General features: G+C 70.0%; 13 protein-coding genes. 4 read left to right on the forward strand and 9 right to left on the reverse strand.

The window, feature by feature from the left end:
* Positions 1-48 precede the first annotated feature (48 nt).
* The 8 genes from NDW01_RS34955 to NDW01_RS44075 all read right to left on the reverse strand — a co-directional run bounded on the left by NDW01_RS34955 (position 49) and on the right by NDW01_RS44075 (position 11,787).
* Positions 49-1,491 carry an ATP-binding protein gene (locus tag NDW01_RS34955; RefSeq protein ID WP_252828643.1) on the reverse strand — a complete coding sequence of 481 codons (1,443 nt, stop codon included), beginning with the start codon at positions 1,489-1,491 and terminating at the stop codon, positions 49-51.
* The gene (locus NDW01_RS34960; protein WP_252828644.1) at positions 1,488-2,165 is read right to left on the reverse strand and encodes a response regulator transcription factor; all 678 of its coding nucleotides are present in this window, start codon (positions 2,163-2,165) and stop codon (positions 1,488-1,490) included. The genes NDW01_RS34955 and NDW01_RS34960 overlap by 4 nt, the downstream gene beginning before the upstream one ends.
* Before the next feature lie 3 nt (positions 2,166-2,168).
* Positions 2,169-2,339 carry a hypothetical protein gene (locus NDW01_RS34965; protein ID WP_252828645.1) on the reverse strand — a complete coding sequence of 57 codons (171 nt, stop codon included), beginning with the start codon at positions 2,337-2,339 and terminating at the stop codon, positions 2,169-2,171.
* Between the two features lie 316 nt (positions 2,340-2,655).
* Positions 2,656-3,462, reverse strand: coding sequence for a COG4705 family protein (locus tag NDW01_RS34970; protein ID WP_252828646.1), 807 nt, complete (start codon positions 3,460-3,462; stop codon positions 2,656-2,658).
* Positions 3,463-3,665: 203 nt separating this feature from the next.
* The gene (locus NDW01_RS34975) at positions 3,666-4,277 is read right to left on the reverse strand and encodes a hypothetical protein (protein ID WP_252828647.1); all 612 of its coding nucleotides are present in this window, start codon (positions 4,275-4,277) and stop codon (positions 3,666-3,668) included.
* Between the two features lie 20 nt (positions 4,278-4,297).
* Entirely contained in the window at positions 4,298-4,621 is a 324-nt protein-coding gene (locus NDW01_RS34980) for an ATP-binding cassette domain-containing protein (protein ID WP_252828648.1), read from the reverse strand.
* Positions 4,622-5,107: 486 nt separating this feature from the next.
* Complete coding sequence (locus tag NDW01_RS34985; protein ID WP_252828668.1) at positions 5,108-8,554, reverse strand: carbohydrate-binding protein; 3,447 nt, start codon at positions 8,552-8,554, stop codon at positions 5,108-5,110.
* Positions 8,555-8,697: 143 nt separating this feature from the next.
* Entirely contained in the window at positions 8,698-11,787 is a 3,090-nt protein-coding gene (locus NDW01_RS44075) for an MGH1-like glycoside hydrolase domain-containing protein (protein ID WP_252828649.1), read from the reverse strand.
* Between the two features lie 1,154 nt (positions 11,788-12,941).
* Here NDW01_RS44075 and NDW01_RS43600 point away from each other — a divergent pair.
* Both NDW01_RS43600 and NDW01_RS35005 read left to right on the forward strand, forming a co-directional pair.
* A complete protein-coding gene (locus NDW01_RS43600; protein WP_308211847.1) occupies positions 12,942-13,541 on the forward strand; it encodes a TetR/AcrR family transcriptional regulator in 600 nt (199 codons plus the stop codon).
* Positions 13,542-13,719: 178 nt separating this feature from the next.
* A complete protein-coding gene (locus NDW01_RS35005; RefSeq protein WP_252828650.1) occupies positions 13,720-14,574 on the forward strand; it encodes an NmrA family NAD(P)-binding protein in 855 nt (284 codons plus the stop codon).
* A gap of 130 nt (positions 14,575-14,704) precedes the next feature.
* Here the strand turns inward: NDW01_RS35005 and NDW01_RS35010 are convergent, their stop codons facing one another.
* Positions 14,705-21,904, reverse strand: a complete 7,200-nt coding sequence (locus tag NDW01_RS35010; RefSeq protein WP_252828670.1) for a hypothetical protein — start codon at positions 21,902-21,904, stop codon at positions 14,705-14,707.
* A gap of 478 nt (positions 21,905-22,382) precedes the next feature.
* Between NDW01_RS35010 and NDW01_RS35015 the strand changes: the two genes are divergently transcribed.
* Positions 22,383-22,952 (forward strand): TetR/AcrR family transcriptional regulator, encoded by a 570-nt coding sequence (locus NDW01_RS35015; protein WP_252828651.1) that lies wholly within the window; start codon positions 22,383-22,385, stop codon positions 22,950-22,952.
* A gap of 399 nt (positions 22,953-23,351) precedes the next feature.
* Positions 23,352-24,263: an SDR family oxidoreductase gene (locus tag NDW01_RS35020; protein ID WP_252828652.1), complete on the forward strand. Its 912-nt coding sequence runs from the start codon at positions 23,352-23,354 to the stop codon at positions 24,261-24,263.
* The last annotated feature ends 7 nt before the right edge of the window (positions 24,264-24,270 follow it).

Consider the following 24,270-nt stretch of genomic DNA (forward strand, 5'->3'; position numbering starts at 1 on the left):
CAGCGTGGTGTCGCCGTCGGTTCCATTCCAGCCTCTCCGGCAATCGGGTCAGGTACCCTCCGCCTCGTCGGCCCCCACGCTTCGATGGTTCTCCGGCGAACCGTCACTGGCCGGCGACAAAGTGATGACGACGCGGGCGCCGCCGCCCGAGGCGTCGGTGATGACGATGTGACCGTCGTGCGCCGTGGCGATCTCCCTCGCGATCGCCAGGCCCAGGCCGGTGGAGCCGCTCGCGCGCTGGCGGCTGGCGTCCAGGCGCACGAAGCGGTCGAAGACCCGCTCGCGCTCCTCGACCGGGATGCCGGGACCATCATCGTTGATCTCGACCCGGACCGTCTCGGGTGTGGCGGCGGCCGCGATCAGCACTCTGTGCTCGGCGTGGCGGATCGCGTTGTCCAGAACGTTGCGGAACATCCGGGACAGGTGCTCGGGATTGCCGATCGTGACCGCGTCCGGTGCCGCGGTGATCTCGACGTCGATGTGGCCGGCCACGGTCGTGGCACGGATCTCCTCCAGCAGCGCTCCGAGTGCGACGGGCCGCCGCTGCGCCGCCAGCTGCCGGTCGTCGGCCTTGGCCAGCAGCAGCAACTGCTGGACGAGGTCTTCAAGGCGCGCCGACTGGCGCACCGCGCGCTGCGCGATATCCGGCCAGGGCGCTCGGTCGGGGTGCATGATGCCGACCTCGAGAGTGGTGCGGATGGCGGCCAACGGACTGCGCAGCTCATGCGAGGCGTCCGCGACGAACCGGCGCTGCCGGAGCGCGGAGTCCTCGAGCCGGGTCAGCATGTCGTTCATCGTCTGGGCGAGGTTCCCGATCTCGTCACCCGTACCGGGCTCGGGCACCCGTCGGGACAGATCGGCCGCGGTGATCTCGGTGACCGCATGCCGAATCTTCTCCACCGGGCGCAGCGCCCAACCCACGACCAGCCACACCGTGCCCGCGGCCAGGACCAGGATCCCCGGCACGCCGACGAGCAGCAGCCGGGCGAAGGTCTCGTTGACCTGGCCGGACAGGCCAGTCGACGTTACGGTGATGATCGTGACCGGGCTCCCGGCGACGGAGATGCGCAACGCGGTGACCCGCACCTCGGTGGGGATGACACCGTCGGCGGCCTTCTGCCGTACGGGGGCGCTCGCCCCTGCGGGCTGCGCGTAGACGGCGGGCAGGCCCTGCAGGGAGCGGGTGGCGGCGAGTACCCTGCCATCTGCGGCGAGGACCTGCGCCTGGGCATTCGGGTCGAGCGTGGAGGGCGGTAGCGGCCGAGGCCACGGACCATCGCCCTGCACCGACTGCGCGAGCTGCGTCGCGTACGTGCGGAGTTCCCCGTCGACGGTCCTGCGCGCCGACTCTCTTTGCACCAGGTACATGATCACCAGCCCCAGCACCACGGCAGCGGTCAGCGCCAGCCCCGCGACGACGGTGACCCGGGTCCGCAGAGTGCGGGGCCTTGCCCGCCAGAGCCCGCGCGTGGACGTTCCGGTTGCGGTCATGCGACGTTGTCCCGGATCAGGTAGCCCTCGCCGCGGACGGTCACGATCACCGGTTCGCCGGTGGGTGAATCGATCTTGCGGCGCAGCCGGTGGACGTGCACCTCGACTACGGCGGGGCCGCCGTCGTACGCGACGTCCCAGCAGTGGTCGAGCAGCTCGGTCTTGGACACCACACGCCCTTTGTGCCGCATCAGGTGCTCCAGGACGGCGACCTCGCGGCCGGTCAGGTCCAGCGCCACTCCGTCGCGGGTCACCGTACGGCTGGCCGGATCCAGAGTCAGGCCGGCCGCGGTGAGCACCGCCGGCCTGGCACCGAGAGTCCGGCGGGTGAGCGAGCGCAGGTGCGCGAGCAGGACCGGGTAGGAGAAGGGCTTGGCCAGATAGTCATCGGCGCCGCTGTCCAGCCCCTCGGCGTGGTCGAGGTCCTCGTCCATCGCCGTCAGCATCAGGATCGGAGTCCACAGACCCTGCTCGCGGAGTTTGCGGCACACCTGATAGCCGTCGATGCCCGGTAGCATCACGTCGAGGATGATGACGTCGTGCGGGCTCTCCCGCGCCTTCCACAGTCCTTCCTCGCCATTGTCCGCCACGTCCACGACGTAGCCTTCGGCCCGTAGTCCCCAGGTCAGAGCCTCGGCGATGTCCGGCTCGTCCTCTACTACCAGTACCCTCATGACTCATGCGTCCCCGATCGGCAACGGGATGCGTTCCTGCCGGTGTTCCGTTCCAGAGCCGTCTGGCTTCAGACGTGGCAGACATACGGCCCGCTCCGGCATCCACCAGTTCCAGCCGCTGAACAACGGCAGCAGCGCCGAAACCAGCAGCATACGCACCAGCACGGCGTCCACCAGCGCTCCTGTGGCCAGGCCCGCCGCGGTCTCCCGGACGGTGACGTCGTTCGCGGTCGACGGCGACGCGGCCGGTCCACCCGCGAGCCGAGCTCGGACAGGACGGCGGGCAGCAGCGTAAGCGTGACCAGGGTCGCGGTAGAGGGGATGAGGGGTCCAGAGATGCCGTTGCCGTGCACCGGCGAGTTGGGCCCAACGATCAGAGCGAACGTGCCGTCGACGGTCGGGCCGGCGGCCGTGGCCTTGGGCCGCGCGGGTCAGCCCATCGCCGCGCGATCCGCACATTCGGGAGAATCTCATCGACGATCCGGCCCGGTCAGACAAGGAGGTTGGAGTCGGGTTCCGGTGCCTGTCGGTGGCCTCGGGCGGGTGGGGGCTGCTGGATGTCCTTGCGAGTGCGGGCGACGAAGGCGACCAGAACGACCAGGACGGCTGCCGAGATGAAAGTCGTGGCGGCGGAACTGATCCCCTTGAAGTAGTCCGCGAAGGATGCCCCCAGGGGACGGGTGACCACGTAGGCGGACCAGAAGGCGACGATCGGGTTGAGGTGGAAGCGCGATCGGGCCACGGCGGGGATGAGGATGATCCCGGTGAAGATGATGCCGGAGGTCAGGAAACCCCAGTGGAGGGCGCTACCGGTGAGGTCGCCCAAGGCGGTGCCGAAGGCGAACGTGGCGAAGACCGTGGCCCAGTAGTACTTCTCGCGACGCCTGGTGGTGATGCTGTGGATCGAGAGGGTGCCCTCGGTGTGGTGCCACCGCCAGAAGATGAGGGCGAGAACCCCGGCCCACAGCGCAGCGGTTCCTGCGTACGGGATACCTACCAGGACGTGCAACGCGTCGGCTATGCCGGTGCCGAAGATGGCGATGGCCATGGCCAGGAACCAGTAGGCGGCGGCCACGTAGTGGCGGGTGCGGAACTGTAGCCACAGCGCGATGACGAAGAGGAGGACCTCGACGACCGCGCCGACCGCCATGTTGACGCCCTTCAGGAGGAAGTCGGATGTCGCTTCGCCCATGAAAGTCGTCACGATCTTGATCACCCAGAAGAGGGCGATGGCCTCCGGCACTTTGGCCGCACGCGGTTCCCGGACGGATTTGGAGCGACGTGAAAGAGACAGCATGGTGTGATTCCTTGGAGTGAGGACGGCGTCGCTGACACGCGACGCGCGGGTGGTGCGGTGCGTTCTGGACCGCCCATGCGGCACGTACCGGTCAGCCCATGAAGCTCCCGTGAAAGAGATGACGAGAGGCCGGTGTTCCGTGTACGCGGAGAACTTCGCCCCCGGCCCGCAACGTGCCTTCGGTCAGAAGCGGCCGTGGCCGCTCAGAGGTGACCCGAGTAGCGGAGGAGGTATTCTGCGCAGTGCCGGGCCATCAGGGGGGCCAGACCCGCGCCTGTGGCCAGTGCCGCGATCAGAACTCCCCGCCGGGCGCGTGCTCCTGAGACCCTCAGGCCGGTCCGGCGGAAGATGTCCGCCACAGCAAGTCGTACCGCTCGCGAGTAGTGAGGAACGGCGTGCATGCTGACGGCGATCAGCCAGAGGTAGAACGTCGCCTTGTGCGCCAACAGCGCGGCTGACGCCCAAACGCCGGTACCCAGGAAGGCCGTTGACCCACTGGCGAGAAGAACCACCGTCAGGATGGTGAGCAGCGGGCCCAGGATGCGAAAGTACATTCGCGGTGGTCCGGCCCTTCTGACATCACGATCCCCCCGGTAGTAGTGCACGATCCGCCATCCGGTGCTCAGGATTTTCACGCCGACGACGGGCATGAGCACGGTGCCGATGACCACATGCGCGGAGAGCACGCTGGTCACCCCGAGTACGACCGTGACGATCTGGGCTGCGAACAGAGCGAGCAGGCAGACGCCGGTGATCGCCGTCAGCCGGGAGTTGCCGGCCACGCGGGCGTCGGCCGCAGCCTCGCCAGGGAGCATGGTGGTGGGTGCTATCCGTTTCATCGCTCCCCGCTCTCAGGCGTCCCGGCGTCGAGCATCCACAGGTGGGTGTGGGCACTGCGACTGGGATGGATCGCCTTGGCCTCCAGCAGCGCGCCGGCTTCGCGCAGCGGCCGGCGCAGTTGGCCGTGCGGCTTCCCGTTGATCAGAGCGGTGCCGGACGTGGGAGTGCCGAGTCCCATGATCGTGCGCATCGTCGTCGACTTGCCCGACCCGTTCGGTCCGAGGAAGCCGGTGACCTTTCCCGGTTCCACGATGAGACTGAGGCCCCGCACCCCATATCGGCTTCCATGGCGTTCGGTGAACGCTCGAACGTCGATCACGACTGGTCCCTTCCGGATCGTCGCCCGCTGTGGGTCGACCTGGTGCCTCATCTGGCAGGGACCATCGTGGTCGGCGGCTCCTTACAGTTCCCTTTCGCCGCAGGCATGACGACCTCATCGACGCCGTCGACTCGGCGCGGGCGTGCGCCATGGTCGAGGCGGCGATGGGCCGGGGCGGACCTGCTCTGGTGCGTGATGGTCACATCGCGTGGCAGGGGCGGGTGTGCGGACGGGACGCGGTGGCCGCCGACAAGATCGCGACGAACGAGCGAACATCTCCGGGACCGGCGGGGAATCCGCAGGTCATTGGCTAGTCGATGGGGAGGGCGCCTGCTCCGCTTTCCCATGCATCGGCCCGACGCTGTACCGGTCGCCAGCGGGGGGTGCCGCGACATGACCGAGGTGACAACTCGGTGTTCGGATTCCGCGCGGGCGTGGGTGCGGTGCTGCCGGCTCCCGCGGTATTGCCGCGGGAGCCGGCAGACTTCAGTTGATCGTGAGGCTGTCCACGTTGACGCTGCCCGAGTCATTCGGCCCGACGTACAGGGTGACGGGATCGTCGCCGGCCGGCAGATCCACCTGCACGGTCACCGTCCCCCAACTGTCCCAGCTTCCGGTGACCGGCAGCGACACCTGGTGGTTCACGCCGCCCGCCGCGAGACTGATCGTGCGGGTGACGTTCTCCAGCGGGGGCCGCCGGCCGCCCAGCGAGTTGGCATACCGGAGGGTGACGGAGTGGCTGCCGCCGGTCGGCACGTGGACAAGGACGGTGTCGGCGGCCCCGGGGTAGAGCCCGGCGACGAATCCCCGGCCGGTGTAACCGCCGTGGTCGGCGGCGAGTTGGGCGCCGCCGCTCAGGGCGCCGTCTTCGGCCTCCACCGTGCCCAGGCCGACCGGCTTCATCACCGGCAGCAGGGTGGCAGCGGTGCTGGAGTCCCGCGCCGCGACGCCGTCCCAGCTGGTGGTGGCGGTGAGTGCGCCTGCCGTGGCGGCCTGGTCTGCGGGTGGGGTCACCGTCCACTGCACCACGGCCTGGCCTCCCTTCGGGATGGAGACGGCCTTTGGATCGGGCGTGACCTGCCAGCCCGTCGGCACCTGGAGGTGACTCGTCACGTTGCGGGCGTCGCTGCCGCCGTCCGAGGTCAGGGCGAGCCGCACCGCGCTCGCCGTGCCGGGGGCGACGGCCGCGGGGGCGGTGAGCACACCGGTGATGTCTGCGGCCTCGGCGCGGGGCACGTTCAGTGACGCGATCGCCGCCGGGTCTCCGCCGCTGAACGCAAGGCGAAGGCCGGTGGTCTCGGCGGTGTCCCAGTGGATGTTGAGGTCGCCCTGCGGTGGGACTGCGCCCTGGGCGACCTGTCGCCAGCCGCCGGAGCCGTCCTGGATCGCGACGGTGTAGTCGGCCGGGCGAGTGGCGCCCCACCGTACGTGGGCGCGGCTCGTCCGGCTGCGGCCGGCCAGAGCGAGGTCGAAGGTGGAGGTAGTGCCCGTGGCGGTCCAGGTGGTGGTGTCGTTGCCGTCCACGGCTCCGGCGGGGAGCATCGCGGGCTGTGCGGAGTCGGCCGAGGCGGACTGGCAGCGGGCCAGATCATCGGTCGGGTCCTGGTCGGGGCGTGCGGTCTTCAAGGTCAGGGGTCGGCCTCGGGTGAGAGAGTGCTTGCCGTCGGGGGTGCTGATCGACACCTGGGGCCCGGAGTCGAGTGTCACCGTGGTGCGCTGCGCCCCGATCGCGACGGTGAGCGTACTGGCCCGGTACCGGATGCCGTCGAGCGTGATGCCCTTCGCGAGCTGCGGGGGCAGCGTGGGAGCGAGTGCCAGAGCGTCAGGGGCCCACCGCAGACCGCCGAAGCCGTGGAAGAAGATCTGCAGGAAGCCGCCCGCGCCGGTGGCGAAGGTGAAGGCCGGCCCTCCGCCGCCGCCCTGGAGTGGCATCGGTCCCTGAGTCTCTGCGAACTGGTGGTAGGGGCCCTGCAGATAGGGCTGGTAGGCGTCCTGGAAGAGGGTGTAGTCGAGGCAGCCGGGCTGCCGGACCTGGGCGGCGACGATGGATTCGACGGAGTTGGTCATCGCCGGGCCGTTCACATCCGTGACGGGCATGTAGCGGTCGAGGTCGGCGGCGGCCGATGCGGAGTCGGTGACGTAGCCGAGCGGGTAGGTGAGCATCACCGTGTCGGCCTGCTTCGTGGTCTGGTCCGTGTAGCCGTTGTACTCCGGGTGGCTGCCGTCGGGGTCGGTCGGCACGTAGATCCGGTCCGCGGTGTCGGCCCAGGTCTTGCCGGGTGTCGCGCCGACGACCCGCGCGGCCGCGATGGCGTTCTTGAGCGAGACGATCGCGCCCGCGTTCGTGGTGGCGTTGTCGTTGACGTGTTCGTGGTACTCGTCGGGGCCGGTGACGCCGTTGATGTGGTACTTGCCGTCGGCGCCCTTCTCGACGCGGGAGGCCCAGAACTCGGCCACGTCTTTCAAAACCGGGTAGCCGTACTTCTTCAGCCAGGCCTTGTCGCCGGTGGCCTCGTAGTACTGCCACTGCGCGAGCGCGAGGTCGCTCTCCAGATGGTCCTCGAAACCGACGCACATCGGATGGCCGAGGTCGCCGCAGTCGCCGCCCGGGCCGTTGTCCCATGCCCAGATGCCGCCGTCGTAGCCGTTGGCTGCGGCGTTCTTCTCGGCCTGGGCGCGGGTCCGGGAGCGGAACATGACGATGGACTTGGCCAGCTCTGGGTGGAGGGCGAGCAGCGAGGGGAACATCCAGGTGTCGGCGTCCCAGAAGATGTCGCCGTTGTAGTCCTGGCTGGTCAGTCCGGAGGGTGGGATGCTCCACGAGGAGCCGGCGCGGACGCTGGAGTACAGCGTGTAATACGACATGTTGATGTCGGCCTGCAGATCGGTGTCACCGGCCGCCCGGACGTTGGGCTTCCAGAGCTTCGCCCAGGCGGCATCGTGCCGGGCGGTCAGCCGCGCCCAGTCCTGGCCGGCCGCGTCGGCCACCGTGTTCGCCGCGACGGTCGCCGGATCGCCGGAGTCGCCCGAGGTGGCGATACCGACGTACTTCGTGACGGTGTAGGTGTTGCCCGCTTTTACGGGGATGGTCCAGCTCTCGCCGGCGGTCGCGGTGTTGTCGGACGGCTCGGCGGCCTGCCGGGCGGCGACGGGGGTTCCCGGCTCGGCGATCAGACGCTGGGTCTCCACCACGTGGGTGTCGTTACCGGGGGTGCTGAGCTGCACCGTCGCGGTGTCACGGCGGGTGTCGACGGCCCGCGAGAGGGCGTTGATGCCCTGGGCGCTTCCGCCGTCCAGCAACGCGTTGAGTGAGAGGTCCCCGCTCCACTGCGGGGTGACGGTGAGCCGGACCTGCCCCAGGTGCTCCAGGGACCGGTTGGCGAGCACATCCACCCGAACGTCGGTGGCCTTCCCGTTTCCGGGCGTCCAGCGCATCGAGGTGGTGACGGTGGCGTGCGCGAGGTCCAGGTGCTGTTGGTAGCCACTGATCGTGTTCGAGGCGGTGCCGGCGTTCAGGTGCTGGTCGCCCACGCCGAGTTCCATGGTCGTCCAGGTGGGCAGCGAGGCCATGTACTCGACGCCGGGGACGGAGGGCGAGAGACCCTTGTTGTAGAGGCCGGCCACCATCGAGGTCGTCAGGCGCTGCTTGGGCCGCTGGTCCAGCTGGTAGCCGGCGGGCCCAAGGTCGCCCTGGTAGCCCTGGCCGATGGCGGGCAGCCGCTGGGCGAGGTATCCATTGCCGACAAATGGGGTTTTGGTGATGTCCTGAGCGCCGTAGTCGGTGTTGGTCAGTATCCATGGGTCGGAGGCGGCGGAGGCACGGGAGGTGCGAGCCGGCAGCGTGGTCGTGCCGACAGCGGCGGCTATGCCGGACGTACCGGCCACGGCGATCAGCGCGGTGGCGATCGCCGCCGCCCTGCTGGCTCTGTGCATGGTCACAACAGGTTCTCCAGGTGGCGAGGATTAGGGGGATGATCTCCGCGGAGGTCCGCGGGCGCAGGGACCGGGCCGATCGAGCACCGACCGACCCGGCCCTTTCCTTCCTGGTCCGCGCGGAGGCGCGGCCCATGGTGAGGTCAGGTGATCGGGCGGTACTGCTTGGCGACGTCCGCGGCCGTCAGCGCCCTGTTCCAGACCTGGACCTGGTCGACGCTGCCAGGCCAGAAGTCGCTGTTGCGTCCGCCGGAGAAGGCACGGCCGATGGCCAGTGGGCCGTCCCCGGCGTCGCCGGTCGGTTGGCTCCACACGGTCGACTGCGCCACGCCGTCGACGTAGAGCGTGTAAGTGCCTGCGTCCGCGTCGTGCACGCCCACCAACTGGCACCAGCGACCGGTGACCGGCGGCTGGTCGGATAGCGCGCGGCCTTCGCTGGTCGAGAAGGCGAGGCGGTTGTCGGCGGCGGAGTACTGCAGGTAGAAGCCGCTGCTGACGGCGCCGTCCTGGCTGACGGCGGTGGCGAAGGAGCCGGTGCGGTCCAGCCGCACCCACGCGCTGACGGAGAAGTTACCGGTGGTGTCCAGTACCGGCCCGCCGGTCTGTGCGTACTGACCGGAGCCGTCGAGGCGCAGAGCGGTGCCGGAGATGCCGGGCACCCAGGCGGGCGAGCCGATCACGTCGGCATCATGGGAGCCGGTGCTGTCGTGTGCGACACCGCCGGTCCCCTCGTCGAGGCTCCATGTGCCGACGGGGTCCTGCCGGCCGGGCGGGTAGGCGATCCGCAGGTTCTGCAGCCGGTGGGTCGACCGCGACGTGCCGCCCGCCGGGCGGTAGGAGGCGGTCGCGGTGAGGGCGGCGTCGCTGCCCGGTTCGGCGCCGGAGGGGGCGTGCACCAGGTAGGTCCACACGGCCGACCTGCCAGGTCGTATCGCTGCTGAGGGGTGTTCGACCGTGTCGGCGGACCAGCCGCCGGGCAGGCCGAGGCTGACCTGAGGGGCGGTGAGCGGGTGGTGGGTCGTGTTGCGCACGGTGACGCTGATCGGTGTCGCCGGTTTGACGGTGACCAGGCCGCTCGCGTTGGCGGGTCCCACGGTGACGTTCGCGTCCGGACTGGAGGGCGCCCACGCCTCGAACTCGCTCACGCCGACGAAGGCGCCGGACGGGTTGGTGAACAGCAGCCGGACCTTGCTGGTGGTCAGGGCCGGGAAGGTGATGCGGTTCAAGCCGTTGCCCACCGGCCGGGCCGAGTCGCGGCTCTGGTTCGGGACGTCCTGCCAGACAGTGCCGTCCCAGTACTGAAGGCGGTAGTCGGCGGCCGGTTTGACCCCTCCGCCGTCGTCGTAGCCGTACCAGCGGACGTCGCTGACGGATGTGGGAGCGCCGAAGTCGACGCCGTAGTAGTCGCTGCTGTTCGGCGAGGCGTAGTTGGTCCAGCGGGTGTTCTCGGGGACCTCGTCGTACCAGACCTTGCCATCGATCGCGTTCCAGGCGTCGTCGTACCGCCAGGTGTAGGACGCGATGGGCTTGGGGTAGCCGGTGCGCAGTGGGTTGGCGGCGTCATCGACGAGGTCGTTCGGCCGGGCGACGATCGTGCCGCCGATGTGCACGGTGGTGCTGCGCAGTGCCGCGGACTGCTGCACGAGTCGGCCGTCGAGGTAGATCCTCATCCCTGCGCCCTGGTGGTAGTGGCCGCCGTCGCGGTCCCACAGCACGGTGACGTTGTGGCCGTGGTAGGGCACGTTCTCCGCGGCGAAGTGATCCCAGGAGGCGGGCACGAGCGGCTGCACCTTCAGCGTGTCCTCCGGCTGGGGGCGCAGGCCGATGAGTCCGGACAGCACCAGGTCGTCGAAGGCAGAGTGGTTGTAGTCCTCACTGTGGTCGTGACCGTCGTAGATCCACGAGGCGTGGTCGGGGTCGTGCGCCTCGGCCACGTACGGCTTGCCGTCCTTCGTCTGCGTCCTGGCGTACGTGGCCAGCGCCGCCGTGTAGTCGTTCTTGGTGATCGTGGTCTGAGCCGGGTAGTCGTCCAGCAGGTTCGCCAGACCTGTCAGCGTCTGCGCGGTGGCGAAGGGCCAGCTCGGGCCGTCCCAGCGGCAGCAGGAGGCCGCGTCCTTCATGAAGAACGGGCTGCGGCGCTCCGTGGTCGTCGGGCCGTAGGCGCTCGCGAAGCCCTGCGGGTCCAACAGTTGCGACCACGCGCCGCTGTCGCCGGACTGGGCGGCGCCGAACATCCAGGGGATGTAGCCGATCTCCTCCCGCGAGCCGGACAGCTTGTGGTCGGGATTGGCGTCCCGCGCCATGGTGTAGTAGAAGCCGCGGCTCGGATCCCACAGCCACTTCTGCATCGCCGCCTTCAGCTTCGCGGCCCGCGTGGCGTACTCCTGGGCGAGCGCATCGTCCCCGACCAGGCGTGCGACGTGGCTGATCGCCTCGGCGTCGCCGTACTGGTACGAGTTCAGCGTCGGCCGGTAGCCCGCGCCGCCGTGGTACGGGTCACTCGACTCGTACGAAGAGGCGGAGAACTCCATCGCGTCCCACACCGGCACCGACCAGTACAGGCCGAGTTTCGCGTCGAACTGCTCATCCCAGCCCCGGTATTGACGCACCAGCGCCGGCAGCAGGGTGCGCAGCCGGGCGAAGTCCCCGGTCACCTGGGCCTGTTGGTACGCCGCCGTGGCCAGCCACACGCTGTACTCGTGCGCCCAGTCGCCGGTGTCGGCGTTCACGTTGTCGGTGGCCGGCTTGGCGCCCGCGCCGGGACCGGTGAGCCAGAACCGGACGTAGTCGTCGTCGTAACTCTGGTCGCGTACCCAGCGCCCCTCGGTGATCTGGTGGCCGGCCGCCGCGTTGATCGCCTGATACGGAGCCGCGTAGCCGCAGCAGTCCAGGAACTCCGTGGAGATCCAGCCGTCCGCCGGGTCGGTGTAGCGCAGATGTTCCTTCCACACCCGCCACCGGTAGTAATAGACGCTCTGCATAGTGGCGTCCGGCAGGTCCACGAACGGGATGTTCGCCTCGTACCAGCCCGGCTCGCTGAAGCCGGAGAGGTAGGAGGCGTCGTCCAGGAAGTGCGTCCCCGCGCCCACCGACGGATACGCCGCACCGGCCTGTGACGTCCCCGCAACCGGCTGACTGGCCGCACCCGCCAGACCGGTCCCACCGCACAACGCGAGCAGCACGAACGCCATGAGCGCGGCGAGGCGAGCGAGCAGACGACGGTCGACGGCCACGGCAGACCCCGATCCACCTCTGCCCGAAGTCACCTGACGAAGCATCGAACGAGTCCCTTCGTCAGGTCCGCGCCGTGGAGAACCAGCCGGTGCCAGGAGGGCGGCATGGCGAACGTGCGATGGTGCGACATGTGGCGAACGTGCCGCTCCGCTCGAGCCGGTACGGCGTGGGGGGCGGGCAACGCCCGGGTGATGGCGATGGCGGCGGGGCCGCGTGGGCGGGCCGGCCGAGATGATCGCGGCGCGTGCACGAGGGACTCCAATCTGCCCGTCCGGAGGCTCTGACGGGGAGCTCAGCATGACCAAATTAGATCGAAATTGCAATATTTCGATCGAACAAGACCGAACCAGGACCTTTGGGTCAAACATGCTGGACCGCTCCGCGAGTCGATGCGGTCTGGTCGACACCCCCCGAGATCAACGCCATGTACGCCACCGAGTACGCGCGGTTCTTCACGCCGGCGTCTTCGCCGTCGCCTCCGACGGGCTGAAGCCACGGTTCGGTGCCGCCCACGCGCTCACGAACCGGTCCGGGAACCTTGGCCGACGGGTGTGCAGAACCCGACCGTGGCAGTTGTCCTTGCGGGATGGGAGGCGCGAACCGGCCACCAGATCCCCACGTACGGATCCGCCGACCATGAGCCCTCCGCGCCGACGCCCAGGCCGGAGACCGAACTGTCGTACCGCCGGCCGCCGGGAGAGAACGGGGAACCGTCCGGACGCATCCCGATCACGTCAACTCGCGCCCCTTGGCCGACCGTGCCGACCGGCTGCAGCCGGCACCGGTAACTGCAGCCACCGTGCCGGCGACCGCGCCAACACGTTAAGGATTCGGTTCCACCGTGTGCCTCCTGTGCGAGCGCGGGTCCGGCGCCTGTCGGTGGTCACGCCACGGGATCTTCCGTCTCCTTGCTGGTCACCCGGGCGGACCGCGTACACGACGGTTTCTACATTGGCGCCGACGGTCCCACAACGTCCCTGTTCGGGTCTCAACATCGTCACCCGAGTCGAACACCAACGGTCGTTCCGAGAGGCCGGTCGCGAGAAGCCACTGGCCGTCTTGGAGCGGTGAGCGCGGGGTCTGACTGGACGCCCGCCCCTCCCTCTATTATGTTACGCGCCAGTTTCGTTTCGTTAATCGGAGGGGGTGGACGGTGTCGGATGGGCGCAGGCCCGCGCCGGCGCGCGGCAGGCCTCGGGACGCCGCACGTGACGTCGCGATCCTTGAGGCGACGCTGCTGGTGCTGACCGAGGTCGGATACGACCAGCTGACGATCGATGCGGTCGCGGCCCGGGCCGGGGTCGGCAAGCCGACGGTCTACCGGCGCTATCCGGGCAAGCCCGCGCTGGTGGCCGCGGCGGTCGAACACCGCGCTCCGGGAACACCCCCGGCCACCCCGCCGGGCGATCTGCGTGCGGCCCTGCTGGTGACCGTGCAGTGGCTGGCCGACCAGATCGCCGAACAGGAGATCGGGCTGCTCGGCGCCCTGTTCACCGGCATGCGCAGCGACCCCGGCCTCGCCGCGGAGATGCGACGGATCCGTCGCCGGGATGAGGCGGCGATGACCGAGGGGCCGTTCCGCAACGCCCTCGAAAGCGGTGAGCGGTTGGTGCCCGGCGCGGCCGAACTGTTCGCCGAGATCGCCCCGGCCGTCATCGTGCACCGGCTCGTCGTCGCCGGGCAGTCATGCGACCACGCCTTCGTCGATCATCTCGTCGACGACATCCTCCTGCCCCTGCTACGGCGCCGGTGAACGGCGACGCACGCACTGGCGCGGGACGAACACGTCGCCACCGGCTCCGGGAACTGGGAACGCCTCACCCGCCGGAGGCCGACCGGCGAACCACCGGTGGTGCCCGGCGTCCACCACCGACCCGATGCCTGAGCACACGGCCCGGCACGAGACACCCACACAGGAAAGAGACCTGATCATGATCGTCGTTACCGGTGCCACCGGTGCGCTCAACGGGGCCACCGCTGACCATCTCCTCCAGCGGGTTTCCGCCGGCGACCTCGCCGTCGTCACCCGCGACGTGGCCAAAGCCGCACGGTTCGCGGACCTCGGGGTCGAGGTCCGCCAAGGGGACTACGCACGACCGGACACGTTGCCCGACGCCTTCCGCGGGGCCGACAAGCTTCTCCTGGTCTCGTCCAACGACCCGAACGCCGACGCTGTCGGCCTGCACCGCGCGGCGATAGAGGCGGCCGTCGAGGTCGGTGTCGGCCGCATCTTCTACACCAGCCACCAAGGTGCGGCGGCCGACAGCCCCATGGTGACCTCCCGCGGGCACGCCGCCACCGAGCAGATCCTCGCCGAGTCGGGGGTCGCGTGGACGGCGCTGCGCAACGGCTTCTACGCCCACAGCCTGACGTGGCTGGCGGGGCCGTGGCGTGAGACCGGTGTGATCACCGTGCCCGCCGACGGGCCGGTCTCGTGGACCGCACGAGAGGACGCCGCGGAAGCTGCCGCCATCATCCTGACCTCGGATCGTACCTTCGACGGCCCGACGGTCCTGACCGCCGGCGCCGCACCGACGTTCCAGGACATCGCGGCCATCGCCTCGGACCTCAGCGGAAGGAAGATCGACTACGACCTCGTCGCCCCGGAGGAATGGATCGCGGCGCAGGTCCAGCAGGGCAACACCGAGTTCATGGCACGCCTGCTTCTGAGCATGTACCAGGCCGCGGAGAAAGGCTACTTCTCCGCGGTCGACCCCCTGCTCGGCGAACTCCTCGCCCGCGAGCCACGAAGCGCACGGGATGCGCTGGCGCAACCGGCCGCCTGACGAGCGGGACGTACAGGAAGGGACCTGCCATGCGCGTAGTCCGGTACGACCGTTTCGGCGGTATCGAGCAACTGTGGATCGACGAGGTGCCCATCCCCGAGGCTGCACCAGGTCATGCAGTGATGCGGGTTCAGGCGTCGTGCATCAACCCCGGCTCCTTGTCCGCACTACACGGATCGCCGTACGTACCTATCCGCGACCTGGCCGGCACGGTCACAGCCGTCGGGGCGGACGTGCACGACGTCAAGGTCGGTGACGACGTGCTCGGCTGGTCACAAGACTGGTCGGCACACGCGGAGTTCGTCGCCGTGCCCGCAGAACAGCTGGTCGCGAAACCGGCGGTGCTGTCGTGGGACGTCGAGGGCCCCAGGTCGACGACAGCGATCGAGACGCACGCCTCTCCGTCGCTGTAGCTGCTCTCCCACCAGTCGATCTGCTCCGCCGCCGAATCCCAGAGCAGCCAATCGGCGAACTCGGCAGGCAGGCCATGCGGCACGATCTGCGGACCGGGACGGGACTCAGGCGTCATGACCTGTTGCTGTCGCGACGCGCTTCCGGGCGGATGGCCTCCGACGTCGGAGTCGGTATCAGCGGTGGTCGCGTGGAGGCGCTCCGCCGCCCAGACGATCGTCGGGTTCGGGGTCATGGTGCCGGGCAGGTCGGCGGCGCGGGTGCCGCGCAGCCCGGGCGCGATCTGGTGAGTGAGGACCTGTTCCAGGTCCTCGCCGTGGATGACCTGGGGACCGCCGTCGGCGGGGACATGCCGCCAGTGTCCCGGCCGTCCGTTCAGGCTCGCGCGGACGGCTGTGTCCTGGTGGACGTCGTCGGTGGTGAAGAGCAGGTCATGGCCGCTCGTTCGGGCCACTTCGGCCGCGAACGCCCCGTCGACGCCGCCCATGACCAGCACGATGGGACGCTCGCCGAGACCCTCGAGAGAGCCGAGAAGGCCGGCGAATCCCGCCGCGTCGAAATGGTCGGTGACCGTCTCGGTCCGCCGGGTGTCCGGGTCGTAGCGTACGGAGGTCGTCACGACGCTCGCGGACCGCGGGTCATAGGTGCCCGCGACGGGGTACCAGGCGCCGTAGCGGGGCAGGGCGAACGCCGCCCGCAACCGTCGCAGCTCCTGACCGGCCTCCGCGCTGCCCGCCGCCGGAGCGGTGGTGGGCACGTTCGGCAGGTATCGGCCATGCGGGGTGGGGATGCCGGTGGAGCCGTGCAGCATCCGCATGGCCAGCGCCGTCTCGGGATCCAGCAGGACCTCGAGTGAGTCGTCCAGCGTGTACCACAGCCGGGTCTGTCCGGCTCCGTACCGGATGTCGCGCCGTTCGTTGACCGCGTCGATCGTCAGACCGTCCAGCACGCCGACCCGGACCCGCAGGTAGTGCGTCCGTCGGCGGAACGCGACCGGCCGTACGATCCGTTCGCCGGCGGTCCCGCCGTGGTCGTGGCTCTGCCCAAGAGACGCGGACGCCTCGACCGGCACCACCGGGTTCCCCTCTTCGGGGGCGAGTGCCGGGCCGCCGTCGGCCGACAGTCCGAAGGTGCTGCCCGCGGCGTCCAACAGGTCGTTCTCGGCCATGTGCAGCGACTCGGACGTCAACTGGGCGTCGACCCAGCCCAACGGCTGCGGGTCATAGAAACGGACCTGGTTGGACAGCTCGCCTCGTGCGTCGGTGGCCGGGCCGTCCTCGCGTACGAGGGAGGGGAAGACCTGTCCGTCGCCGAGCGACAGGTGGAACCCGGACAGGAACTGGTGACGGCTGAGCAGCGCGGCGTACGCCTCGAACGGGCCGCCGGTGGCGGCCATCAGGGTGACCACCGACGCGGGCGTGGTGACACCGGGCGCGGTGCCGTTGAAGATGGCGATCGAGTGGTCGAACAGGGCGCGCAGGACCAGCGGATCGATCCCGCCCGGCACGACGCCACGCGAAAGGATCAGATCCCGGTCGACGGGGAACAGCGTGTGCCCCGCGTTGGTCAGCACCTCCTCGGGCGTCGCCGCGGAGGCGACCTGGCGTACCCGCTCACCGGCGGGGGCCGGATCCGGCGGCGGACCCGGCAGCATCGCGGCCGGGAACTGGACCCGCTCGACCACGTCGACGTGGTCGGTGACGGCGGCCGGCACGGGCGTGTTCGGATCCAGTACCAGGGCGAACCCGGAGTTCGCCAGACCGAGCGTGAGCACCTGCAGAACCTTGGACGGGTTGTACCCGCGATAGACGGTCGCGCTGATCCGCAGTCCGCCGGTGTAGGCGTGTGTGTCGCCCAGGACGGTCAGCACGTCGCGGGTACGGAAGATCTCACCCCGCGCGCTGGTGGCCTGCTCGTAGAAGTCGCTTTCGGCGACACCTTCGAGATAGCTCCCCTCGGTCGCCCTGGAGACCGACGGGATCCGGGTGGTGCCGGCATTGCCGCCTGCGGTGTGCGCCGACGTCACACCACGCCGGCGGACCCTGCGCTGAGTGTTGAGGCGGTACACGGCGAAGTCCCGGCTACGAGTGTCCTCATATTCGTAGTCCCGCCCGTCCATGGGATCCGCGCGCAACACCAGGGTGACCTGCTCGTTCGCGCCCGGCAGCGATTCGGCCAGATGCAGGACCAGGCCCGGGCCCAGCAGCGTGTCCCGGTGACCGAGCAGCGCGTTGTGCTCCGCGATCGTGTGCAGGCTGGTCGGCAGGCCCGTACGCGCCGCCGCCGGTGTCCCGTTCACGATCGTCCACCGCTGGTGCAGCAGCCGCCGGTCCACGGCGCCGAGCACGCCGCGGATCATGTCGAGCACCGGGTTGAGCCCGTCGGGCGCGTGCTGGAGTCCCGGCCACTCGAGCCGGTCGGAGGCGGAAACGAGCGGGATCATGCCCGGCCGGAGCGTCCGTGGTACGCCGGGCGGGCGTTCGACCGGTGGCTGCGGCGCCGGGCGCAGCACCATGACGCCGCCGACCACCAGGACCTGCACGGTGGCCTGCCGCACCGACCAGGTTCCGGCCGCGTTCGCACTCCAGCTCGTCACCGTGACGTCCCACAGCATCGTGCCGCGATGCGGCCGGTAGTCCCGGTTCTCCTGGGTGATCCAGCGTCCCGACAGCACCTCGTTCGAATCGATGTCGGTCTCGGCGACGTTGCGGAAGGTCCAGCCCCCGAACGGGCCGCCGTCCTCCTTCGCCCCGGCCAGGTCACCGCTGCCGGACACGGCGTGCGAGGTGGACCGCCGGCCGGTGAAGATCACCGCGGGCTCCGAATCCAGGATGTCGGTCTCCCGCATCCGCGTCCCGCCCGCCTGACGGCGGAGGCCGTACGTCCGCCCCTGGAGGGAGATGACCGCGTGCCGGTCACCGACCGTCCCGCCGTGGACGAGGCCGGACGCCTGCACCACGGGTCCGCCCCACATCATCCGGCCGATGAGCTGGTCCTCATTGATCGTCACATCGAGCGTGTCGGCGTAGGTGCGCTCCGCGACACCGGCCGCCTCCAGCAGCTCCGCGGCGACCCTCCACAACTCCGCGACGCCCAGGACCTCCAACGGCTGATCATCGGGCCGCAGCGTCTCAGGAGCCTGGAGTGCCTCGCTCCACCGTTCCGGCGCCGCCGGGCCGGTGACCGGCCGCCGACGGATGACCGCCCGGCCCAGATCGCCCTGCGGCGACCGCGGCATCACGGCGCTGCCCGTCAGCGGGCTGAGACCTTCGGCGACGACATAGCGCATCAGCCCGGGGATCGCGTCGTGACGGTGGATCGTACGTTCGGCGGCCTCCGGCCGGCCGGCGAGCACGCGCCGCGCGGCGCCGAGCGCCGTGGCGGTGAGCGTGCCGCCGGAGGCCGCCTCCGGCTCGAAGCTCAGCTTCACCTCGACGTGGTACTCGGTGCCGAACAGGAACACCCGGACCGGCCCCTCATAGACGAATCCCAGCGACGACCACACACCGGCACGGGCCGTCAAGAGACCGGAGCGGGACCGGCCGTAGGTGTATTGACCCGTGAAATTCGTGCTGCGCAGCGCAACGCGCAGCGGCCCCAGCCGCAGGTGGCCTCCGCCGCGGTAGGTCAGTTGCGCCGCCACCTCCTCACTCGCGCCCAGATCGCTGTACGAGATCGGGTAATGATCGATCCGGCCCCACTCCAGCCGATCGCCGGTCCAGTCCCTCCCCTGCTCGGAACGGACCAGCACGGTCAGCCGCAACCGCCCGCCGTTGGCCTGATACCGGCGGGTGAAGGACATGCGATGGCTGATGAGCCGGCTCGTGTACGGCAACGCCGCCATCACCGAGAACCGCTGGGTCAGCGCCCGCTCCACGCGGTGCCGCTGCCGCGCCGTCAACGGCCGGGCGAGCGTCGCCAGCCGGGCATCACCGAAGGCACCGTCGATCAGGCCCATCGCCGTGGGGATCACGCGTTCGAAGCCGCCGAGCATGTCCAGGACCGACGGGCCGCGGCTGCGGCCCATCAAGATCCCCAGCGGCGGCGTACGGTCGGCCAGAGACCGCCCGTCCGCCGGAACCACCGCCCGGCCCGCGCCGTCGACCGGGTACAGGTCAAGGCCCTCGATCACCCCGGCCAGTTCCCGCTCGAACCGGTCCGCCTCCCGTTCCGGCACCTCCACGTACCCGATCATCGCCAGCCGGACGGGTCCGGCAGCAGCGGACCGCGAGGACCTGACGTCGACGGGGAGGTTCATCTCGAGCCGGTAGACCCGCCGCTGTGAGGGGTAGCCGAGGTACCGCCAGTCCCCCGCTCCCATGGAGGCGGCCAGGCTCCGGTTGACCGAGCCGCCCGGACCCGCCGAGAACGTCGGGCCGATCGTGATCGGCGTGCCCCGTGCGGAGAAGCCCGGAAAGGTCGGGGCGAACTGCACTCCCGAGGAGACGCCGCCGCTCATCCCGCTGGACTCACCCGCCCAGAACAGGTGCCGGGCGTCCTGCTGGACGTATCCGCGGCTGACGTCGACACGCCGCGCCGACGTCAGCCGGCCCCGCAGGCGGAACGCCGCCCAGTCCTCACCGTCCTCGTTCACCCGGAGCTCAGCGGACAGATACCCATGCCCCAGGACATCCTTGCTCACGGCGAAGAGCATCGAGTCGGTGAACAGGTCCCGCACCGCGCTCGTGAAAGTCGCGTCGGCGTCGGGGAACCGACGTGTGATCTCATCGGCGGCCGCGTCCGGTCCACCGACCGGGACCAGTGACTCCACGATGGTGGTGACCCGCCACAGGACGCTGTGGAACCCCCGCGCCATCTCCTCGGACGGTTCCGCCGGCAGCTCCGCCACGATGGACGTGTCCGGCCCCGGGCTCTCCGGCGACTCGTCCTCGGCGAAGGCGAGCAGCACGTCCACCGGCGCCGACACGGTCTGCTGCGCGCCTTGCCCGCCGGTGAACGTGACGGACCAATGGCTGCCGATCTCCGGCTCTTCGTGGTTCGCGGGTACGTCGAAATAGGCGTACCGGTCATGCCAGATCTGCTGAACCGTCGCCGTGACGGCACCCTCGTACGAGCCGAAGCTCCGCGAGCCCCGCCCGGTCAGCGTCGGGAGCAGGCCGAGACCAGACATCCACTTCCAGCCGGTCGCGATGCTGATCAGGCCGTCGTTGCTCGTCTCCGGCGCGATCGCGCGGTTGTCGCTGAAATCGGAGAACGTCGACGGCGTCATGATCTGCGGAAGGTCCAGCGCCTGGGACGGCCTGGCCCCGACCTGGACCGACTGCACCTCCTCCGGCCGCCGGTAAACGGCGCCGTGCGCCCCGGTCAACGGGCCGAGCACCAACCGGACCGTGGCGGGTCCTCGCGAGGTGGGCACGCGCAGCCCCTGCGGCGAGGCGAGCCGTCGTCCGGCCTCGACACCGCCCAACCGCTCGAACTCCGCGATGAGCCCGTCCGTCACCGCCTGCCGCAGAACCTCCGGCACCAGCGCCGCGGCCTGCTCGGCCAGGTCCCGATCGGCCCCCGGCCACGTCTCCCCGACCCTCGCGACGCGGCCCCACTCACCCCAGGGGATCGGCTGGACGGCCCCGCCGTCCTCCAGGTGTTCGTTCCGCGCCGCCTCGAACAGCACGCGACCGGGCAGCCGCCGGACCGGCCGACTCGATGGTCCCGCCTCTTCGACCGCCGGGGGCTCCGGAGGCGGTGCCTCCAGCGAGTCGAGCTCGGCACGGATCTCCAGCAGTTCGTTGACGGCGGCGGCGCCGGCACGCTCGACCACGGCGAACCGGTCCCGGAGCGCCGCCAGTTCCTCAGGCCGGCCGTACGCCGCCTCGGCCGGCGTGTTCAGCCGCGCACCGACAGCATCGTCCAGGGACGCGACCGCCGCGGCATGGATCTCGGTGACGCGTGCTCGGAGGGCGGACAGCGCCGCCCGCGCGGCCTCGACCCGATCGAGCTGGTTCGGCCGCCACGAAGCCGTCACCAGCCCGGTCAAGGCGCCGAACCGCCGCTCCACCTCGGCGCGGCGCCCATCGGCGTCCGGCCCCAGGACGGCGAGCGCGGGCCCCAGCTCCGCCACCGCCGGCATCGCCTGATGCAGAACCACCGCCGCGTCATCCCTCAGCGCCTCGGCCGCCGCACGCCACGCATGCCGCAACGCCTCCACCGTGACCGGACCCGCGCCGGCCACACCGGGCACGAGATCAGCCAGCGCGACCGCGTCCTCCGCCGTCAATTCGGCTCCGGACTCGATGCCGCCGAACGACTGCACGACCGCGAGCAGGTCATCGAGCCTGACCTCGTTCCCCGGAGCCCGACCGCGACGAGAGAGGATGTTGGCCGTCGCGTCCGCGCGTACGGCATCGGCCAGCCTGCGGACCGTCGTGAGCTGTTCGAGGGTGAAGTCCGTGCCGTGCACGTCTCGCGCGAGCCGCGCCACGGACAGCAGCTTCGGCAGGTCACCCCCCTTCACGACCGCCGACCACGCGTCGGAGAGCAGAGTCTGACCCCAGTCCAGGTTGACCAGCCTGGCGAAGGCCGACCAGTTCACTCCCTGGGCCCGGCCGCCCGCAGAGGCACTGGGCGGCGCCAGCACGGTCAGCCGCTCCAGCGCCTCCGCGTGAGACCTGGTGAAGCGGTAGGTCGCAGGGAGCCCGAACTCTCGTCGCGCCCGCGCGTACGCACGGCTGACCGACGCACGTTCGCTGATCGCCTCCGGCGCCACGACCGGTGCGTCCCGCCACGGCACGGCTTCACGTACGGGCGCCGCAGCTCGGTCCTCACTCCGCGTGCCCTCCCCTGCGGACCTCGTGGTGAACGGCTCAAAGCGACCGGAGGGTACGAGCCGGCCGATGGGCGAGCTCTCGCGCATGCCGGTGCCCGGTTTCAGCATCCACAGGGTCCGGTCCTCATCGATCACCGCAGCGCCGACCTCCACGCACGCCGCGGGACCCGTCGCGCTCCGGCCGGCTCTCCGCCACATGGCTACCCCGGCTGTCCGCACCTGATCAAACCTACGGTGCCGTATCCGGCCCGTCCGCGGGCTGTGGACGTTCGGCAGGCAGCACACCTCATGACATGAGAGCCTAGACCACCTTTCCTACCGCTTTGATAGATTAGGTGCCGGACGAGAGTTTCGCAGAGTCGGCCGGCGTGCGCGCCACAGGCCGCCACCGACCCGTGAGCTCACGGGCCCGCTGCGATGATCACCTTCGGTGACACTGGATGTCATGCCCTGCGGTGCGACCTATTCAGGCGTTCGATCCTGCCGTTTCGGGCATCCTCGAAGGCGCCATACGCATTGCAGCCGTTGCTACAATGATGACATCTGGTGTCGTGGCGTGGAGAGGCGTGCGGTCGGGCGGCCGCCACACTGAGCGGAGTGAAGGATCGGCCAGGTGGGACGATGGAAGCCGGACACCAGCGGCCGCTTGGAGCGGGCGGCCTTCGAGTTGTATCTCGAAAATGGCTTCGCCCAGACCACCGTTCAGGAAATCACTGAACGCGCGAGTGTGACCACACGCACCTTCTTCCGCCACTTCGCCGACAAGCGCGACGTGCTGTTCGTGGGCCACGATGAGCTCAGGGAGCGGGTGGCGAAGACCATCGCCGCGGCGCCGCCCGCATGGTCCGCCACAAAGGCGGCCGCCTCGGGTCTCAACATCGCGGCCGCGGCCCTGCAGATCTCGCGGGACGAGGCGCAAGACCGCCGAAGCCTGATAACCGCCACCCCGGAGCTGCGGGAACGCGAGCTGATCATGTTCGCGGCAGTCGCCGGCACCATCTCCGAAGCGCTGATCGCACGCGGTGTCGAGGATCGCGCGGCACGCGTAGTCGCCGAAGCGATGGTCGCGGCCTTCCGAGTCGCGTTCGAGTACTGGGGTGAACACCCGGAGCGGGAACTGCCCCAACTGGTCGACGAAGCCCTCGATTCGCTCAAGGAAGCCTTCGCGCCCTTCGGCAACTGAGAGGTCACTGGGCCTTCCGCCCGGCGTTCCTTCACCGTGCCGCCCCATCCCCGCCCGTCAACGGATTTGCGCGGGATGCAGCCGTCTCCGCATGACGACCCCAGGATTCACGACATTTGATGTCGTCGCCTAGGCCGGTCAACCCCAGCGCCGACCAGATGGAGCCCGCGCATCACCACGCCGCACATGACCCATGGCCGAGCCGTTTCGCGCTTTCACCTGCAACAACTTTGCGAATCCGTCCATGTGAGCCATCATCGCGACTCGCGGAACCACTCCCCGGCCTCGCGACATCCAGTGTCATCAGTGCTAGGGTGATGACATTGGCTGTCATCAGGAGTCGTTGGCGGCCGCCTCCGGCAGCTCGAGCCGATCGACTCCCTTTCCTGAAGGCTTCTCATGCGTGTTCTCGTTACCGGGCCGTCCGGACACCTCGGATCCGCCCTACTGCCCGAGCTCCTCACCGCGGGCCACGAGGTCGTCGGCCTCGCCCGCTCCGATGCGTCGGCCGAAGCCGTCACCCGGCTCGGAGCCGAGGTCGTGCGCGGCGACCTTGACGACCTCGGCGGCCTGCGGAAGGCCGCCGCGACCGCCGACGCGGTGGCGCACCTCGCGTTCAAGCCTCTGGCCGGCGGTGATTTCGCCGGAGCGATCGCTTCCGACCTGGCGGCGGTCACCGCCATCGGCGAGGCGCTCGCCGGCTCCGGCAAACCGTTCGTCGGCACCACGGCCACCATGATGTGCGCACTCGCCGGCGTCAGCGGGCGTCCGGCGACCGAGGAGGACGCCTTCCCCGGCGGCCCGCGGATCGACGCGGAGAACGCGGTGATCGCGCTCGCCGATCACAACGTGCGCTCCGCGATCGTGCGCCTGGCGCCGCTGGTGCACAGCACACTCGACCGCACCGGCTTCACCCGGGCCCTGATCGGCATCGCGCGCGCCAAGGGCCTGTCCGCGTACATCGGTGACGGCTCGAATCGCTGGCCCGCGGTGCACACGCGCGACGCCGCCCGCCTTTACCGGCTCGCCCTGGAGAAGGCCCCGGCCGGCTCGCGGCTGCACGCGGCCGGAGACGACGGCATCGCTTTCCGCGACATCGCCGAAGCCATCGGCCGGCACCTGAACGTGCCGGTGCAGCCCATCTCCGCCGAGGATGCGCCCGCTCACTTCACCTACCTCGCGCCCTACGTGGGCGTCGACAACCCCGTGTCGACCGCCATCACCCGACGGTCACTCGGCTGGGAGCCGGCCCACCCCAGCTGGATCGAGGACCTCGACCAGGGCCACTACTTCGCCCCGCAGACCGCCTGACCGGCCA

Source organism: Actinoallomurus soli, from assembly GCF_024055715.1.
Lineage (GTDB): Bacteria > Actinomycetota > Actinomycetes > Streptosporangiales > Streptosporangiaceae > Actinoallomurus > Actinoallomurus soli.